Origin of the sequence: Enterobacter sp. LM3 (genome assembly GCF_046622475.1) — a bacterium.
GTDB lineage: Bacteria > Pseudomonadota > Gammaproteobacteria > Enterobacterales > Enterobacteriaceae > Enterobacter > Enterobacter cloacae_P.
In genome coordinates, this window is record NZ_JBJURN010000011.1 from 55,245 (window position 1) to 73,304 (window position 18,060).

Below are 18,060 nucleotides of genomic sequence, written 5' to 3' on the forward strand. Positions count from 1 at the left end.
GGGAGCGCAGTATGACTATTTCCGCTCAGGTCATCGACACTATCGTCGAGTGGATCGACGACAACTTGCACCAGCCGCTGCGCATTGAAGAGATTGCCCGTCATGCGGGTTACTCGAAATGGCACCTGCAACGGTTGTTTATGCAGTACAAAGGGGAGAGTCTGGGGCGTTACATCCGTGAACGTAAGCTGCTGCTGGCGGCGCGCGACCTGCGTGAATCGGACGAACGCGTGTATGACATCTGCCTGCGCTACGGGTTTGATTCGCAGCAGACGTTCACGCGGATCTTTACCCGTACCTTTAACCAGCCGCCTGGAGCCTATCGCAAAGAGAGCCACAGTCGGGCGTATTAGGGCTGAGATGACGAGAATGCCGGGCTGCCACCCGGCTTTTTTGTGCCGGTTACGCCGCCAGTGAAAACCAGCGACGCCAGATGAAACGCAGGACGAAGAATTCAATAGTGCCGAGCAGCAAGAACCACAGGCAGAACAAAATGGTGTAGAGCTGGTTCAGATCGACCAGATGGAAGGTTGCAACCATCTTTTTTGCCAGCACCAGCCCGAGAGAGGGCGCAGGTAACAACAGGCAGGAAAGCAGGGCCATCAGCAGTATGCCCCCTGCGGTTAACAGCGATTCTAACGGGTGTTTCATCTTAATGTTAATCGTCAGTTAAAAACGTTATTGTCGGGCATCGTGTAACGTAAAGCAAAGCAATATATATCAGCCGAAAGGGAGGGGGGGTTTATAGACTCGTCGCCCACAGCTCGCAATGTTGTTGTACCAGCGAGGTCAGTGAACCGCTGTCGTTGACAAAATCCCGCATTCGTTGTGCTTCGCTCTTATCCTGTTTCAACATAAGAGCAATTTCCTGAATTGCGCTTGTCGCACCCAGTTTTCCCACTGAGGGGGCAACCCGCTCCAGCAGCCACGCAATATCGTCCGCCACGGTTTTATGCTCTCCGGTATGCACGTCTGTGAGAATACCGTCTAACCCATAGCGACACGCCTGAAAACGGTTAAACCGGTACAGATAGAAAATCTCGCTCCTGGTGTTTGTATGGTCGCGTGGTAGTAGCCAGTGCGATGTCGCCTGAATCAGCCCGGCGATATTAATCGCGTGGGTGAGCGTCAGTGGCGTGTCCATTACCCGTACCTCCACGGTACCAGAAGCGGCAGTAGCCAATCTCATATTACGTTTATCTATAACGTTGCAATCATGGCTGGCTAATAATTTAGTCCCTGATGCCGATAACTTTATTTCTTAATCAATATATGAAGGAACATGTATGTGCTGCGTACGCCCTTTAATGTACCCTCTTTTTTTTCTGTCTATCTTACCGTTTTCTTTCGTGCAAGCTGCTGATAAGCCTGCATTGATAGGTGGTGACACTAACCCCTTGTCTATAACCAGAATCCACGATCGTGTGAATTACATGGTGTCGTTAAAATTCAATAACGGGAAAATGGCTCAGCAATGGCGTTCCGTTGATTGTAAACAGAGCAAGGCACAGCTTCTGTACGAGGATTTACTAAGTGAAGAGGGATATACCAAAGCCCGCTTTTACGGCAACAGCTACCTCCGTTATGCGCCTGCACAGGATGATAAGCAGATGACGGCAGAGGATATCCGTATGGTTTGCCAGCTACCAATAAAAGACGCTCGATGGGAAAGATTATCAGCCACGGATACAGTCGGTATTACCGACCTTGTCGATGTTAACAGCATCCAGCGCGTTGGCGACATTTTATCGGTACGTATGGGATATGATTTTGCAGATACCACCTGGGAACCGCCTTATGACGCACCGATGGAATTAAAGATTGAGCACTACTTATATAACTGTAAAACGCATCAGGGAGATGCTGTCGCCTTAATGAACTTCGACAGTGAGGGACGCGTTACGGACTCACTCATTACTGCAGATATTGTTCGCCGCAAGAGTGACTTCAAAATTAACACGGAAAAAGCACAACGCTTTGAGCAGCTCTGCCAGTTACCAGCAGGAAAAACGTTCACGGCCGAAGGACATTTTATTCCTGCTGCTAACAAGCCAGCATCAACGTTGATGGGGCCCTCAATGCCCGATCTGAACAATAATAATCCACAGTGGCTTAATAAATATCCCCTTTCTGCTGCAGTTGAGCACCAGGCGCAGTCATTGATCAAACCCTGGGCGCTTCCGCACTTTAAACAGGTTCGTTATACCGAAGTAAGCACGCTCGGTAAGATCAAAGTACAGTTGGATGCACAACCGGATGGTTATGTACGCAAACTGGAAGATTATGGTATCTGGACGGTGCAACGTTTAACTTTGGCTAATCAGCTGCAGCTGAAATTCACCATGTCCATCAGTAGTGGTACCGTATTACTCAACAAATTGCAGACGGATATGCATTTCCCGTTAGTGACTGGCCAACGATATCAGGCGGAATGGGATAATATTGATGCTGATAAGAAAGTCACTGCTTCAGCGTTACGCTGTAATGTAACGGGAGAAGGGGATGCACAGAGCATTGCACCTGCGTTTAGTGGGAAATATCTATTAGTTGAGTGTCATGGAACTCATGAAGGGCAGCAGGATAGCCGTGATAAATTAGCCTGGCTGCAAGATCTCAACATCTTCGTCCCGGTCGCTCAGCAATTGGGGAATAAACCTGAAAGTCCGGTGAAACTTGAAAATGTTAGTGTGATACGTTAATAACAAAAAAGGCTCGCCGCCTTAGCTGGTGGGCCTTTTTTAACCTTCTTGCTGACTTTTTCAATCCCCATCCCCTCTGTCAGCTTACAGGCAAATGTGAACGACTCTTTGTTGATTAACGCACTGTAATTTTAGTAATGCCTACATCAGCAGTGAGAACAATTGCGCTCTCCACATCCACACCTCAGCAGCATTTCGGCTTCTTTCACCCGCTTTAGTGCGCTGCGATATAGGGCTCTTTTACAAACTCCGCCAGCAGCCAAACCATATCATGCAGCAACCCGGTCAGTTCCTTCGCCACGCTGGTGGGCAATGTTCCGCCCATCACGGCCTGTGTTAATGCCACCGCATAGTCCACCTGCAACGTTGTTTCCTGCCAGCAGTCCGGGACGCAAGAAGCCATCTTTTCCCCCGCAATCAGCTGTTCAACCAGATAAGGCGGGAGCTCTGTATCGCAACGTCCACGCAGTTGCTTAAGTGTCGCCAGTAAACGCGTGCAGAGCGTGGAAAATGTTACCGCGTCGTCTGTTTCAACCAACACGCTCACATAGGCGGCACAGGCGTCGGCCAGTTCGAAGAGATCCGCAGTATCTGAAAGCTGCAGGTTGATAAGATGGTGAATAACGCTTTCTTCAGAAAGTGAGTAAGAAAAGCCAGGGATAGTAGCCATAAGACATCCTCTTTATGCAAAATTAATTAACCGCCCAGAGAGTTCCTACGCTCGAAGGGGGTAGTGCTGACGGAGGTAGGAATGCCGTGCATAAAGAAAACGGCCAGCTTCTCAGCTGCTCCGCCAGCGCTACCGTATTCTAACGAGAGGAGCGCTGCCGCGACAAAAATTGTCACTTTGTGTACTTCGGGTTCCTACGCCCGATTGCGGATGTGCCGCAACGCAGGCACTTTACGACTGTGAGGAGGGGAAGAAAAGCAATAACCCTGATGTACATAAGGTAAATTTCAGGTTTGCGAGGCTGCTTCCAGAAAGACCTTACCGGGTGGCGGTGATGCCTTACCTGGCCGACAAAACCCCTGTCATCATGCCTGCATCGCCAAAAAACGTTTCACCGTGCGGGAACGTTCAAAACGCCGCCAGCAAAGCGCGATATCGGTATAGAGTTCCGGGGTTGTTAGCGCATGATAAGTAACATCTGGTGGAGAAATGGCCTCCATCGACTGCGGCACCAGCGCAAACCCGCCACCTGCGGCTACCATGCTGAGGGAAGATGAAAGCTGGGAAGACTGTAGCGTGTGTTGCATATCAATCCCCGCGCGCTCGCAGCATCCGTAAACGCGGTCATAAAGCCCCGGCGCAACGTCCTGGGGGAACAAAATTACCGGCGTAGTATTAAGCTGTGCCAGCGTCAGAGAAGGCTGGCCTGCCAGCGGATGCGTGCGGTGTAAAGCCACAACCATCGGTTCCCTGTCGAGTATTTTCAGCTCGAACGCCTTGCTGCTCTCGCACGGCAAGCGGACAAACGCCAGATCCAGCTCTCCCTCGCCCAGCCGGGTCATCAGGGTCGCCATATTGGCTTCCACCTGATGCACCGTGACCGCCGGATTTTGCAGCTGAAACTGACGGATCAGCGCAAAGATATGCGGATGAAATGCATCTGAGCTGGTGATACCAATCGACAGACTGCCAATCAGGCCTCTGGCAATTCCACGGGCTTTTTCCAGCGCGGCATCGCTCATCGCCAGAATTTTGCAGGCATCCTCGTAGAATGCTTCTCCGGCCTCGGTCAGCTCCACACCCCGCGTCAGACGCCGGAACAGGGGCGTCCCCACCTCTTCCTCCAGGCGTTTAATCTGCTGACTGAGCGGCGGCTGAGAAATACCCAGCGATTTAGCCGCTTTGGTGAAGTGTCGCTCGTGTGCCACCGCGACGAAATACCGCAGATAACGAAGTTCCATATCAAAAACGTCTCAAAACAGCATGGTTTCTATATTGGAACTCTCAGCTGAATCGGGTCAACATTTATTTAACCTTTCTTAAAAAAGTTGAAGAGGAAGAGCATGACGACGCATTCATCTGCATGCGACTGTGAGGAGAGTTTGTGTGAAACCCTGCGAGGGTTCTCGGCTCAGCATCCTGACAGCGTGATTTATCAGACATCGCTAATGAGCGCCCTGTTAAGCGGCGTATATGAAGGGGAAACCACCATCGCCAGCCTGTTAACCCGTGGCGATTTCGGTCTGGGTACCTTCAACGAGCTGGACGGCGAAATGATCGCCTTCAGCAGCCAGGTTTACCAGCTGCGCGCCGATGGCAGCGCCCGCGCCGCAAAGCCGGAGCAAAAAACGCCGTTCGCGGTGATGACCTGGTTCCAGCCGCAGTATCGCAAAACGTTCGATACCCCGGTCAGCCGCCAGCAGATCCACGACGCGATCGACCAGCAGATCCCCTCCGATAACCTGTTTTGCGCTCTGCGGATCGACGGCAACTTCCGCCACGCTCACACCCGCACGGTACCGCGCCAGACGCCGCCGTACCGCGCGATGACCGACGTGCTCGACGACCAGCCGGTATTCCGCTTTAACCAGCGCCAGGGCGTGCTGGTTGGGTTCCGCACGCCACAGCATATGCAGGGGATTAACGTGGCGGGCTATCACGAACATTTCATTACCGATGACCGCCAGGGGGGAGGCCATCTGCTGGATTATCAGCTGGAGAGCGGCGTGCTCACCTTTGGTGAAATTCATAAGCTGATGATCGATCTCCCCGCTGACAGCGCATTTTTGCAGGCCAACCTTCACCCCAGCAACCTTGATGCGGCGATCCGTTCCGTCGAAAACTAACAGGAGAATAACCGTGAACAGTGACAAACATTCACGCCAGTGGGCGCATGGTGCCGATTTGATTGTCGGCCAGCTGGAAGCTCAGGGCGTGAAGCAGGTGTTTGGTATTCCTGGCGCGAAAATCGATAAAGTGTTTGATTCTCTTCTGGATTCGCCCATTCAGCTGATCCCCGTGCGTCACGAAGCGAACGCAGCATTTATGGCGGCAGCGGTAGGGCGGCTGACCGGTAAAGCCGGGGTGGCGCTGGTTACCTCCGGGCCGGGTTGCTCGAACCTTATTACCGGCATTGCCACGGCCAACAGCGAAGGCGATCCGGTTGTTGCGCTGGGCGGGGCAGTGAAGCGGGCAGACAAAGCGAAACAGGTACACCAGAGCATGGATACCGTCGGTATGTTTAGCCCGGTAACCAAATATGCCGTTGAGGTCAGCTCTTCGGATGCCATTGCCGAGGTGGTATCAAACGCGTTTCGCGCCGCCGAGCAGGGCAGGCCGGGCAGTGCCTTCGTCAGCCTGCCGCAGGATATTGTCGACCAGCCTGCCACGGGCGCTATTTTACCGGCGGGCACCTCCGCGCTGATGGGCCCCGCACCTGACGCCGCCATTAACGACGTCGCGCGGCTTATCGAAAAGGCCAAAAACCCGGTGATCTTACTGGGGCTGATGGCGAGCCAGCCCGCCAACAGCACGGCGCTGCATCAATTGCTGGAGAAAAGCCGCATCCCGGTGACCAGTACCTATCAGGCCGCCGGCGCGGTGAACCAGCAGCACTTTACCCGCTTCGCCGGGCGCGTCGGCCTCTTTAATAATCAGGCGGGCGACCGGCTTTTACATCTGGCCGACCTGATTATCTGCATCGGCTACAGCCCCGTTGAGTACGAGCCAGCCATGTGGAACCGGGGTGATGCCACGCTGGTGCATATCGACGTGCTTCCCGCCTACGAAGAGCGCAACTACGTGCCTGATGTCGAACTGGTTGGTGATATCGCGGCAACGCTCAATGCCCTGGCGGGGCGTATGAGCCGGTCGCTTGAACTTAGCCCACAGGCCACCGAAATTCTTATCGATCGCCAGCATCAGCGGGATCTGCTCGACAGACGCGGCGCATCGCTCGGCCAGTTTGCCCTGCACCCGCTGCGCATCGTGCGGGCCATGCAGGACATCGTCAACAGTGACGTCACGCTCACCGTGGACATGGGGAGCTTCCACATCTGGATTGCCCGCTACCTGTACAGCTTCCGGGCGCGTCAGGTGATGATCTCCAACGGTCAGCAGACGATGGGCGTTGCCCTGCCGTGGGCAATTGGGGCCTGGCTGGTCAACCCGGGCCGCAAGGTGGTTTCCGTTTCCGGTGACGGGGGATTCCTGCAGTCGAGCATGGAGCTGGAAACCGCTGTCCGCCTCAACGCCAACGTGCTGCACATCATCTGGGTGGATAACGCCTACAACATGGTGGCGATCCAGGAAGAGAAAAAATACCAGCGCCTTTCCGGCGTGGAGTTCGGCCCGGTCGACTTCAGGGCCTACGCTGACGCCTTTGGCGCGAAAGGCTTTGCCGTGGAGAGCGCGGCGGCGCTGGAGCCGACGTTGCGTGCCGCAATGGATGTCGATGGGCCTGCCGTGGTGGCGATCCCCGTCGACTATAGCGATAACCCGCTGCTGATGGGCCAGCTCCATCTCAGCCAGATTTTGTGAATCAACATAAGGATAAAGACATGCAAAAAGTTGCCCTCGTTACTGGCTCAGGCCAGGGGATTGGTAAAGCGATTGCGCTGCGCCTGGTCAAAGATGGTTTTGCCGTGGCAATTGCGGATTACAACGAACAGACGGCAAAAACGGTGGCCGATGAAATTGCGAGCAGCGGCGGGAAGGCCATTGCCGTGAAGGTGGATGTCTCAAACCGTGAGCAGGTGTTTGCCGCGGTCGAAAAAACGCGTAAGGCACTGGGCGGATTTGACGTTATCGTCAATAACGCGGGGGTTGCCCCATCCACGCCGATTGAGTCGATCACGCCAGAGATGGTAGACAAGGTCTACAACATCAACGTCAAAGGGGTGATCTGGGGGATTCAGGCGGCTATCGATGCTTTCCGTAAGGAAGGGCATGGCGGCAAAATCATCAACGCCTGCTCGCAGGCGGGCCACACCGGTAACCCGGAGCTGGCGGTATACAGTTCAAGCAAGTTCGCCGTACGCGGCCTGACCCAGACCGCCGCGCGCGATCTGGCTCCGCTGGGGATCACCGTGAATGCCTATTGCCCGGGTATTGTAAAAACGCCGATGTGGGCGGAAATCGACAGACAGGTTTCCGAGGCCGCCGGTAAACCGCTCGGCTATGGTACAGAAACGTTCGCGAAACGCATCACGCTGGGCAGATTGTCCGAACCGGAAGACGTCGCAGCCTGTGTCTCTTACCTGGCGAGCCCGGATTCCGACTACATGACCGGTCAGTCACTGCTGATTGACGGCGGCATGGTGTTCAACTAAATAAAAAAATAAGCTCTGACATGAATTTCCCCTGCACATGTGCAGGGGTTTTTTTTGTCTGCGCAGACATTGTGCATTACACTGCGCGCTGCAAAAATTGAGTTAACGATCGACAGACAGGCGGTAGCAACGATGAACGGTACAATCACAACGTGGTTTAAAGATAAAGGCTTTGGATTTATCAAAGATGAAAACGGCGACAACCGCTATTTTCACGTGATTAAGGTCGCGAATCCTGATCTGATCAAGAAAGATGCAGCGGTGACCTTCGAGCCCACCACGAACAACAAAGGCCTTTCCGCCTATGCGGTGAAGGTGATCCCGGAAAGTAAACACCTCTATATTGCGGGCGAGCGCGTGAAGCTCACCTCGATCAAATCCTTCGTGGTGTTTAGCGAAGAAGAGCCCGTGGATACCGGTATCGACAAAGAGAACGCGGTGCTGTCGGTAGGGCTTCTGATGAACAACATCAAGCCGAAGTCGGAGAAGAAGCCGGGCGAAATGCGCGCGGTGAAGAAGCTGGCGATCACCACGTTCCAGAACACGACGCTGATCTTCACCGAAGATGAGATAGACATCGACGCCACGGTGAAACTGCTGAAATAAATCTGCCTGTGCAGAAACGAAAAGCCGGGTGGTGGCTACGCCTGACCCGGCCTACGCCTCTCCCTTTCCCGCACTATAAAACCTGAGCGCCGCACCGCCGGACACGGTCACTCTTTTCGTCTGCTTTTTAACCTGCTATAACAAAACCCTTACCTTTCAGGGAGTCTCTGCCGTGCCGGAAATCAATCAACATGGTCAAACCGTTAACGATATCGTGCCCGACTGGAAAGGGGCGCGCACTCTGACCCGCACGCCGCTGACGGGCCAGTACTGTCGGCTGGAGCCGCTGGATGCCAGCCTCCATGCCGCCGATCTGTTTGATGCCTACGCACTGGGTGATGACAGCGACTGGACGTGGCTTTCCAGCACGCAGCCTGTGAGCGTGGAGGAGACGGCACGCTGGGTGCTCGATAAAGTGATGGACGACGAGCTGGTGCCTTATGCCGTCATCGACTTACGCACCGCGCGCGCTGTGGGGCTGGTGAGTTATCTGACCATTGAGCAGATGCTGGGCTCGGTGGAAATCGGCCACGTGACCTGGTCGCGGAAAATGAAGGGCTCCAGGCTTGGTACTGAAGCGGTGTGGTTGTTGCTGAACAATGCCTTTGAGCACGGGTATCGGCGGCTGGAATGGAAGTGCGATTCGATGAATGTCGCCTCACGGAACGCGGCCGAGCGGCTGGGGTTTGTCTGGGAAGGGCGACTACGTCAGAAGCTGGTGCGTAAAGGACGCAACCGCGACAGCGATATGCTTTCTATTATTGATGGTGAATGGCCGGAGCGTGACGCGGTGCTGCGTGCCTGGCTGGCAGCGGAGAATTTTGACGGGGAAGGGCGGCAGGTTAAACGGTTAGAGGCGTTTCGGGGATAGTTGTTCACACTCCGTGTGATAAACCGGACAGCCTCGTACTTTTCTCACTGGTCAGCGTAAAAACGCTCCCGTTAACTCTCTTCCAGGCGAGGGTAAAATGCTTACCCTCGTTAAACTCCCCCACTGTACGTGACAGCGCCAGGGTCAGGCTCTTGTCATCCAGCGCAATCACTTGCGCACAATCGAACCCCATATACACACCCGCGTGGGGGAACAGCGCTTTAAACACACTTTCTTTCGCACTGAACGTGAGCGTCAGCGCCAGTCCGAAAGGGTAACCGGACTGCAACAGGCATGTCTCTTCCTGGGCATTAATCACCCCATCCTTAATCTCCTTCGCTTCACGCTCGGGCAGGATCGCTTCGCAATCAATCCCTGTCAGCAGATGTTGATCGCGGACGGCAATCGCCATTGCCTGGACACCGCTGTGGGTAATGCTGCCTGAAATCCCCTCCGGCCAGAGTGGTTCACCACCGGAACCGATGCCCGGGAGTGTGTGCTCGTTGAGGGCGTGCAGCGCGTGTGCAGCGGCAATGCGTCCGGCCAGATGATCGGTTTTACGTTTACGTCCGGCGTGGGTCAAATGCGCGTGGTGAGGGAGCCAGAGGAGATCGGCGTCGGTGAAGGTAGTGGGATCAAATTCGACGTGGTGGACGGTTTGTCCGGCAAGAAGAAAAGTGGAATAAGTTGTGTGCATTTTCCCTCGCTCAGACCCTCTCCCCAAAGGAGAGAGGGAATGGTTACCTTAAAAACGCGTATTCACGCTCATATACCAGGTTCGACCCGGTTCATTATACGTGTATGCACCAGCACCGTACATATAGGCACCGGTGGCGGCGTTACCCGTGGTCTGGGCATTACCCGCACGCCACTGACGTTTGTCGAAGACGTTATCCACGCCGCCGGTCAGGCTGACGTTTTTGGTCATGTCCCAGGTCGCACTCAGGCCAACGATGCTGTACGGACTGATCTCGTCTTTCTCGGAGCCGGTCACAGGCTGGCCTTTATAGTTGTATTTCTTCGGCTGCTGCTTGCCGTACCAGGTGAAGGTCGACTGCAGCGAGACATCCTGGTGAACCTGCCAGCTCAGGGTGGAGTTCAGCGTGTACTCCGGGATGATCGACAGACGGTCGCCGGTCTCCTTGTTCTTACTTTGCAGCATCCAGGTGATGTTGTTCGTCCAGTTAACCGTGTCACTGACCGGCACGTTCAGCGTACCTTCCAGACCTTCTACCACCGCCTTCGGCACGTTTTCCCACTGATAGATATCGGTCTGAACTTTACCGGAAGAGGTGTGGCCAATCGGCGTATAGCCCGCTTCAATTTTGTCGCGGTAGTCGTTACGGAACCAGGTCACGCCCGCCAGCCAGCCGTCGCGTTTCCACTCCAGACCAATCTCTTTGTTGATACTGGTTTCGGCTTTCAGATCATCGTTACCCATCATGTAACAACCCACGCCGTCACTGCTTGCGTAGCAACCCTGACCTTTGCTGTACAGCAGGTAGTTCGGGTTAGTCTGGTACAGACTCGGTGCTTTGTAGGCGCGGGCGATACCCATCTTCAGGGTGAAGTCATTCCCCAGACCTTGTGACAGGTTCAGCGACGGGCTCCAGTTGTTACCCACAATGGTGTGGTGATCGAAGCGCAGCGCCGGGGTCAGCATGGTGCTGTCGGTCAGCTCCATGTTGTTTTCGGCAAACAGGGAGAAGATCTCCGCCGAGGTGTACGGGCTGCGATCGTTGCTCATGCCCGGGATGGTCCCGCCCTGCAGGGTTTGCGTGAAGGAGGTGGCGTCTTTCATACGCTGCTGGTTCCACTCAGTACCCAGCGTCAGGTTCTGGTTGACCAGGAAATCAATCGGCAGGTTGATTTCGCTGTGCAGCATCACGTCAGCCAGGTCGGTATCGGTGAATTTATCGCTGTTGAACAACCCTTCCAGGCCGCCCGCCAGGCCTTCGCCAAGACGCGAGTTGCGGGTGTGCTCGTACTGTGCCCAGTTGCTGGTGGTGATGCCGTTATCCCAGCCACCGTTCCAGGTCACTGCAAAATTCTGGCGATAGATTCGGTTAGTCTCTTTGCCGTAGTTTTTCTTCACCAGCGCGTTGTCGTTGTTGGTGTTCTGGGTGTCACCCGCGTAGAGGTTGTTCTGGCGGCTGTAGCCCGCTTCAAACTCCAGGGACTGCATTGGCGCAAAGTCCCAGCGCACCACGCCGTTGATGTCTTTGTTTTCCACCCCTTCACGACCGGCTGGCAGCGTGTTGGCATAGATACCGGTGCGGTCGGACTGGTGGCCCTGGTTGATGTCCCAGGCATCGGCCTGCGTTTTGTCCAGGTTACCGTACATGCGGAAGCTGAAATCGCCGCCCAGCGGGCCGCTCAGACTGAAGTTGGTACGTTTGGTGGAACCTTCGTCCTTGTGCTCTGGCGCATTCAGGTAGGTGTTCCAGGAACCGTGCCACTGGTCGTCGAATTTTTTGGTGATGATGTTTACCACCCCCCCAGCCGCACCGTTGCCGTAGCGTGCCGCGGCCGGGCCACGGATCACTTCGATGCGTTCGACCATCTCCGGCGGTACCCAGCCAGTATCACCGCGGGTATCGCGTTCACCGCGCCAGCCCAGACGAATGGAGTTACGGCTGGTGACGGGTTTGCCATCAATCAGGATCAGGGTGTTTTCCGGGCCCATACCGCGGATATCAATCTGACGGTTGTTGCCGCGCTGGCCGCTGGTGGAGTTACCGGTCAGGTTAACGCCCGGCATGGTGCGGATGATTTCGGCCACGTCGCGGGCGGGGGGATTTTTACGGATTTCATCGGCCGTGATGGTCGACACACCCGGTGCCTGCAGGTTTTGCTCTGCGGCGGTGATCACCATCGTATCTTCGTGCTGCGCGGTGGTGGTGGCGGTTTTGTCGTCCGCCAGCGCGGGCAGCGCGACGCCGTAAATCCCTAAGTTGACCAGCAAGGCCAGAGAGTGAATCTTCTTATTCATTGTACGTCCTGCTTTTCGCGCCGCTTCCTCCTGGCTCCATTCCCGAAGGGGAGAGGAGGCGGCATGTTGTCACCCGCATTTTGTGTAAGCCGCCCTGTCCCCGGGCGCACACAACGCTGGCATGGTTATTTTATGAACGCGCTTCCCACAGCGCGGGCACTACGCTATTGCAAATGCAAATAGTTATCAATAATATTATCAATATATTTTGTCTTGTAACAAAAAAGACTCTCTAAACATGAGGTTATAAGGGTGACGGCGTTAACAACGGGAAGTGAAGCCTGGTGGCAGTCGAAAAACGGCCCCGAATGGGTGCGAGAGCAGGAGAGTTATCGCGTGACGTTCTGGTGGCGCGACCCGGCCGGCACGCAAAAATCATCGGCGGTGAAGCGCGTCTGGCTCTATATCACTGGCGTGACCGATCACCATCAAAATGCCTGTCCGCAATCCCTTGAACGCATTCCCGATACTGACGTCTGGCAGTGGCAGGGTGAGTTCAGCCCGCGGTGGCGCGGCAGCTACTGTTTTATCCCTTCCGGGAATGAACATGATTTTGCCGATGCGGTCTTTCACGGTGAGCAGCCCGACCGCATGGCGCTACGCGAAGGCTGGGGCAGGCTGCTGTCACACGCGGTTTCCGACCCGCTGAATCCCCAAAGCTGGCGCGGCGGGCGCGGCCATGCGGTGTCGGCGCTGGAAATGCCTGAGGCACCGGTACAGCCTGGCTGGAACCGTCCTGATGCGCCGTACAGCCCGCCGGCTTGTATTGAATGGAACAGCGATCGGCTGGGTAATCGTCGCCGCGTCTGGATTTTTACCACCGGCGATGCAAACCCGGATCGCCCACTGGCGGTGCTGCTCGACGGGCAGTTCTGGGCCGAAAGTATGCCCGTGTGGCCCGCGCTGACGGCGCTCACTGACGAAGGCAAACTGCCGCCTGCGGTTTATGTCTTAATCGACGCGATCGATATTGCGCACCGCAGCCGCGAGCTGACCTGTAACCCCGATTTCTGGCTGGCGGTGCAGGAAGAGCTTCTCCCACTTGTGAAAACGACCACGCCATTCAGCGACCGATCTGACCGGACGGTGGCTGCGGGCCAAAGCTTTGGCGGACTCTCTGCGCTCTATGCTGGCCTCAACTGGCCGCAGCGCTTTGGCTGTGTGCTCAGCCAGTCTGGTTCGTACTGGTGGCCGCAGCGTGGCGCGCCGCAGGAGGGGGTGTTGATTGAACAACTTAAAGCGGGTGAAAAAACTGCACACGGGCTGCGCATTGTCCTTGAGGCCGGGCGCAATGAGCCGCTTATCTTCCGCGCAAATCAGGCGATTTACGCCGAACTACAACACACTCAGCAACCGGTTATCTGGCGTCAGGTTGACGGCGGACACGATGCACTTTGCTGGCGCGGTGGGCTGACGCAGGGGCTGATGACGCTCTGGCAGCCGCTTACTCAATAACGGAGTCTGTATGGAATTCAGTAATCCTTTCGATGATCCGCAAGGACAGTTTGCCATTTTGTGTAACGACCAGGCGCAGTACAGCCTGTGGCCGCAGCAGTGCGCGTTACCTGCGGGCTGGCGTGTGGTCTGTGAACCGCAATCCCAGGACGCGTGCCAGCAGTGGCTGACAGAACACTGGCAAGCGCTTGAACCGTCTCATTTTGCGGGGGAGAACGCATGAGCCAACATCTTCCTCTTGTTGCCGCCCAGCCGGGGATCTGGATGGCGGAGCAACTTTCCACGTTGCCAAACGCCTGGAGTGTAGCGCACTACACTGAGCTGAAAGGCGACATAGATGCACCGTTGCTGGCAAAAGCCATTGCGGCGGGCCTGATGCAGGCTGATACGCTGCGCATGCGCTTCATGGAAGATAACGGTGAAGTGTGGCAGTGGGTCGATGAATCTATGACGCTGCCGGAGCCGTCTGTTGTGAAGGCGGGCTCCCACACCGCCGCCGTGGCGCTGATGGAAGCCGATCTCCGGCAAAACCTGCGCGTGGACAGCGGTCAGCCGCTGGCGTTTCACCAGTTGATTCAGGTGGGTGAACGCCACTGGTACTGGTATCAGCGTTATCACCACTTAGTGGTCGATGGCTTCAGTTTCCCGGCCATTACCCGTCAGATAGCCGCCATCTACACCGCATGGGAAAATGGCGAAACCCTGCCATCTTCTCCGTTTACCCCGTTTGCTGAGGTGGTGGAAGAGTACCAGCGCTACCGCAACAGCGAGGCGTATCCGCGTGACGGTGCCTTCTGGGCAGAGCAGCGTAAGCAGCTGCCTGCTCCGGTATCGCTCTCATCCGCACCGCTGCCGGGGCGTGCGGCAACGACTGATATTCTGCGCCTGAAAATTGCCGCCGACAGTCGCGCCTTTAGCCAGCTTACCCAGGCCGCCGGGCAAGTGCAGCGCACCGATCTGGCTCTCGCGCTGGTGGCGCTGTGGCTGGGTCGTCTGACCGGACGGCTGGACTACGCCGCCGGGTTTATCTTTATGCGTCGCATGGGGTCAGCCGCGCTGACGGCTACCGGTCCGGTGCTTAACGTACTGCCGCTGGCGGTCAACATCTCCCCGCAGGAAAGTCTGCCGGAGCTGGCGCTGCGCCTGGCAAACCAGCTCAAAAAAATGCGCCGTCATCAGCGCTACGATGCCGAACAGATCGTCCGCGACAGCGGGCGCGCGGCCGGAGATGAAGCGCTGTTTGGCCCGGTGCTGAACGTTAAAGTGTTCGATTATCAGCTGGATATTGACGGCGTGGAGGCCACCACCCATACGCTGGCGACCGGCCCGGTAAACGATCTTGAACTGGCGCTGTTCCCGGACGAACAGGGCGGCCTGAGCATTGAGATCCTCGCCAGTCGGCAGCGTTACGATACCACCACGCTGACCCGTCACGCGGCGCGTCTGAATGCGATGCTGGCACAGTTTGCCGCCAACCCGGATCTGCGTTGTGGCGAGGTTGAAACGGTATCCGGAGATGAATACCAGCAGCTTGCGCGTATCAACGATACGGGCAAAGCATTGCCTGTCACCACGCTGGCCGGGCTGGTGGCGGAACAGGCGCATAAAACGCCGGATGCCCCGGCGCTGGCCGATGCGCACATTGAGCTGAACTATCGCCAGATGCGCGAGCAGGTGGTGGCGCTGGCAACCTTGCTGCGTGAACGCGGCGTGAAGCCGGGTGACAGCGTGGCGGTAGCACTGCCGCGCTCGGTATTTCTGACGCTGGCCCTGCACGGTATCGTGGAGGCGGGGGCCGCGTGGCTGCCGCTGGACACCGGCTACCCGGACGATCGTCTGCGCATGATGCTGGAAGATGCAAAACCGTCGCTGCTCATCACTACTGATGAACAACGCTCGCGCTTTCACGATCAGCCCGTAGAGATATTGAGTTACAACACACTCTTGCCTGCGACGGACGGTAAGCCGCTGAACCTGGCAAAACCAGAGCAGACGGCCTATATCATCTTCACGTCTGGCTCGACCGGTCGCCCGAAAGGGGTGATGGTAGGACATACCGCCATCGTTAACCGCCTGAAGTGGATGCAGGATCACTACCCGCTGGATACGCACGACGTGGTGGCGCAGAAAACGCCGTGCAGTTTTGACGTGTCGGTGTGGGAGTTCTGGTGGCCGTTTATCGCCGGGGCGAAACTGGTGATGGCCGGGCCGGATGCTCACCGCGATCCGCAGGCGATGCAGAGCTTCTTCGCGCAATACGGTGTCACCACTACCCACTTTGTGCCGTCGATGCTGGCAGCGTTTGTTGCCTCGCTGACGCCGGAAAATGCCGACTGCTGCAAAACGCTGAAACAGGTGTTCTGCAGTGGGGAAGCGCTGCCCGCCGAACTGTGCCGCGAGTGGGAGCAACTGACCCGCGCGCCGCTGCATAACCTCTACGGCCCAACGGAAGCGGCGGTGGACGTGAGCTGGTATCCGGCGTTTGGCCCGGAACTGGCGGCGACAGAGGGTAACAGCGTGCCGATTGGCTTCCCGGTGTGGAACACGGGGCTGCGCATTCTGGATGCGATGATGCGCCCGGTGCCGTTTGGGGTGGCAGGCGATCTGTATCTCACCGGGGTCCAGCTTGCGCAGGGCTATCTCGGACGTCCGGATTTAACCGCCAGCCGTTTTATTGCCGATCCTTTTGCGCCAGGTGAGCGCATGTATCGCACCGGTGATGTGGCCCGCTGGCTGGATAACGGCGCGGTGGAGTATTTAGGGCGCAGTGACGATCAGCTGAAAATTCGCGGCCAGCGTATTGAGCTGGGTGAAATTGACCGGGCGATGCTTTCATTACCGGACGTGGCGCAGGCCGTGGCGCATGCCTGCGTGTTTAATCAGGCTGCGGCAACGGGCGGGGATGCGCGTCAGCTGGTGGGGTATGTGGTGTCTGAATCGGGATTACCGCTGGACAGGGCCGCGCTGCTTGAGTCGCTCAAAGCGCAACTGCCGCCGCACATGGTGCCGGTCGTGCTGCTGCAAATCAGTGCGTTGCCTTTAAGTGCGAACGGTAAGCTCGACCGAAAAGCATTGCCGCTGCCAGAGCTGACCAGCAAAACCTCCGGTCGTGCGCCACAGACGGAAACCGAAATGGCGGTGGCTCAGGCGTTTGCCGGGCTACTGGGCTGTGAGGTGAACGATATCGAAGCCGATTTCTTTGCCCTCGGCGGCCACTCGCTGCTGGCGATGCGTCTGGCCGCTCAGCTCAGCCGCGCATTCACCCGTAAGGTGACACCGGGGCAGATTATGGTGGCATCAACGGTCAGCAAACTCAGCACATTGCTGGACTCGCCGATAAGCGACGAGCAGGCGCAGCGTCTGGGTTATGAAACCATTCTGCCGCTGCGTGAAAGCCATGGCCCGACGCTGTTTTGCTTCCATCCGGCGTCCGGTTTTGCCTGGCAGTTTAGCGTGCTGGCGCGCTATCTCAGCCCGCGCTGGTCAATCACCGGCATCCAGTCTCCGCGACCAGAAGGGCCAATGCAGCAGTGCGCCGATCTGGATGGCGTGATTGGGCATCATCTGGCGACACTGCGCAGGGAGCAGCCGCGCGGGCCATATTATTTGTTGGGTTATTCTCTTGGCGGCACGCTGGCGCAGGGGGTTGCCGCGCGTCTGCGTGAGCAAGGTGAAACGGTCGCATTCCTCGGCCTGCTGGATACCTGGCCACCGGAAACGCAAAACTGGGCGGAGAAAGAGGCCAATGGTCTTGACCCGGCAGTGCTGGCGGAAATCGAACGTGAGCGCCAGGCGTTTATCGCCGCGCAGCAGGGGCAGGGTTCCGGCGAGTTGTTTAACGCCATCGAAGGCAACTACGCCGATGCGGTACGCTTGCTCACCACGGCACACAGTTCACGCTTTGACGGCAAAGCGACGCTGTTTGTTGCCGGGCGCACGCAAACGATGGATCCACAGGTCGCCTGGGCACCGTGGGTGGGTGGGCTTGAGGTTTACAGCCAGGATTGCGCCCACGTGGATATCATTTCGCCGCAGGCGTTTGAGAAGATTGGGCCGGTATTGAAGGACATATTGGGATAGTGTAAATCCTCCCCTCACTCTAACCCTCCCCCGATAGGGGCGAGGGGATAGTTTGCTCCCTCTTCCTGTGGGAGAGG

At 56.7% G+C, this 18,060-nt stretch carries 16 protein-coding genes; 10 read left to right on the forward strand and 6 right to left on the reverse strand.

The features are described 5' to 3' along the window. The first annotated feature begins 11 nt into the window (after window positions 1-11). A complete protein-coding gene (locus ACJ9N4_RS13355) occupies window positions 12-353 on the forward strand; it encodes a RamA family antibiotic efflux transcriptional regulator (RefSeq protein ID WP_395122261.1) in 342 nt (113 codons plus the stop codon). 49 nt (window positions 354-402) lie between these two features. On the opposite strand, the gene ACJ9N4_RS13360 is transcribed toward ACJ9N4_RS13355, so the two are convergent. Together ACJ9N4_RS13360 and ACJ9N4_RS13365 are read right to left on the reverse strand one after the other, a co-directional pair. Continuing rightward, the gene (locus ACJ9N4_RS13360) at window positions 403-651 is read right to left on the reverse strand and encodes a DUF1158 domain-containing protein (RefSeq protein ID WP_182274038.1); all 249 of its coding nucleotides are present in this window, start codon (window positions 649-651) and stop codon (window positions 403-405) included. A gap of 91 nt (window positions 652-742) precedes the next feature. Continuing rightward, the gene (locus ACJ9N4_RS13365) at window positions 743-1,189 is read right to left on the reverse strand and encodes a glutamate-cysteine ligase family protein (RefSeq protein WP_182919554.1); all 447 of its coding nucleotides are present in this window, start codon (window positions 1,187-1,189) and stop codon (window positions 743-745) included. Between the two features lie 97 nt (window positions 1,190-1,286). On the opposite strand from ACJ9N4_RS13365, the gene ACJ9N4_RS13370 reads away from it, so the two are divergent. Further along, window positions 1,287-2,699 (forward strand): hypothetical protein, encoded by a 1,413-nt coding sequence (locus ACJ9N4_RS13370; protein ID WP_395122262.1) that lies wholly within the window; start codon window positions 1,287-1,289, stop codon window positions 2,697-2,699. A 214-nt stretch (window positions 2,700-2,913) separates the two neighbouring features. Here the strand turns inward: ACJ9N4_RS13370 and ACJ9N4_RS13375 are convergent, their stop codons facing one another. Together ACJ9N4_RS13375 and ACJ9N4_RS13380 are read right to left on the reverse strand one after the other, a co-directional pair. Then, on the reverse strand, window positions 2,914-3,369 hold the full coding sequence (locus tag ACJ9N4_RS13375; RefSeq protein WP_182274048.1) for a hypothetical protein: 456 nt from the start codon (window positions 3,367-3,369) through the stop codon (window positions 2,914-2,916). 365 nt (window positions 3,370-3,734) lie between these two features. Further along, window positions 3,735-4,610, reverse strand: a complete 876-nt coding sequence (locus ACJ9N4_RS13380) for a LysR substrate-binding domain-containing protein (protein WP_411500546.1) — start codon at window positions 4,608-4,610, stop codon at window positions 3,735-3,737. Between the two features lie 102 nt (window positions 4,611-4,712). On the opposite strand from ACJ9N4_RS13380, the gene budA reads away from it, so the two are divergent. The 5 genes from budA to ACJ9N4_RS13405 all read left to right on the forward strand — a co-directional run bounded on the left by budA (window position 4,713) and on the right by ACJ9N4_RS13405 (window position 9,456). After that, entirely contained in the window at window positions 4,713-5,495 is a 783-nt protein-coding gene (budA, locus tag ACJ9N4_RS13385) for an acetolactate decarboxylase (protein WP_182274050.1), read from the forward strand. Next, window positions 5,467-7,188, forward strand: coding sequence for an acetolactate synthase AlsS (gene alsS, locus ACJ9N4_RS13390; RefSeq protein ID WP_395122263.1), 1,722 nt, complete (start codon window positions 5,467-5,469; stop codon window positions 7,186-7,188). The genes budA and alsS overlap by 29 nt, the downstream gene beginning before the upstream one ends. A gap of 20 nt (window positions 7,189-7,208) precedes the next feature. Next, window positions 7,209-7,979: a (S)-acetoin forming diacetyl reductase gene (locus ACJ9N4_RS13395; RefSeq protein WP_182274052.1), complete on the forward strand. Its 771-nt coding sequence runs from the start codon at window positions 7,209-7,211 to the stop codon at window positions 7,977-7,979. Between the two features lie 132 nt (window positions 7,980-8,111). Continuing rightward, window positions 8,112-8,585, forward strand: coding sequence for a cold-shock protein (locus tag ACJ9N4_RS13400; RefSeq protein ID WP_182920006.1), 474 nt, complete (start codon window positions 8,112-8,114; stop codon window positions 8,583-8,585). Between the two features lie 172 nt (window positions 8,586-8,757). Then, window positions 8,758-9,456: a GNAT family N-acetyltransferase gene (locus ACJ9N4_RS13405; protein WP_182274053.1), complete on the forward strand. Its 699-nt coding sequence runs from the start codon at window positions 8,758-8,760 to the stop codon at window positions 9,454-9,456. 4 nt (window positions 9,457-9,460) lie between these two features. On the opposite strand, the gene entD is transcribed toward ACJ9N4_RS13405, so the two are convergent. Both entD and ACJ9N4_RS13415 read right to left on the reverse strand, forming a co-directional pair. Continuing rightward, the gene (entD, locus tag ACJ9N4_RS13410; protein WP_182919557.1) at window positions 9,461-10,153 is read right to left on the reverse strand and encodes an enterobactin synthase subunit EntD; all 693 of its coding nucleotides are present in this window, start codon (window positions 10,151-10,153) and stop codon (window positions 9,461-9,463) included. Between the two features lie 48 nt (window positions 10,154-10,201). Then, on the reverse strand, window positions 10,202-12,448 hold the full coding sequence (locus ACJ9N4_RS13415) for a TonB-dependent siderophore receptor (protein WP_411500547.1): 2,247 nt from the start codon (window positions 12,446-12,448) through the stop codon (window positions 10,202-10,204). A gap of 252 nt (window positions 12,449-12,700) precedes the next feature. On the opposite strand from ACJ9N4_RS13415, the gene fes reads away from it, so the two are divergent. The 3 genes from fes to entF are packed head-to-tail and all read left to right on the forward strand — an operon-like array spanning window position 12,701 to window position 17,983. Then, a complete protein-coding gene (gene fes, locus ACJ9N4_RS13420; RefSeq protein ID WP_411500548.1) occupies window positions 12,701-13,903 on the forward strand; it encodes an enterochelin esterase in 1,203 nt (400 codons plus the stop codon). A gap of 10 nt (window positions 13,904-13,913) precedes the next feature. Beyond that, a complete protein-coding gene (locus tag ACJ9N4_RS13425) occupies window positions 13,914-14,126 on the forward strand; it encodes an MbtH family protein (RefSeq protein WP_411500549.1) in 213 nt (70 codons plus the stop codon). After that, on the forward strand, window positions 14,123-17,983 hold the full coding sequence (gene entF / locus ACJ9N4_RS13430) for an enterobactin non-ribosomal peptide synthetase EntF (protein WP_411500550.1): 3,861 nt from the start codon (window positions 14,123-14,125) through the stop codon (window positions 17,981-17,983). Before ACJ9N4_RS13425 ends, entF begins: the two co-directional genes overlap by 4 nt. Window positions 17,984-18,060: the final 77 nt, after the last annotated feature.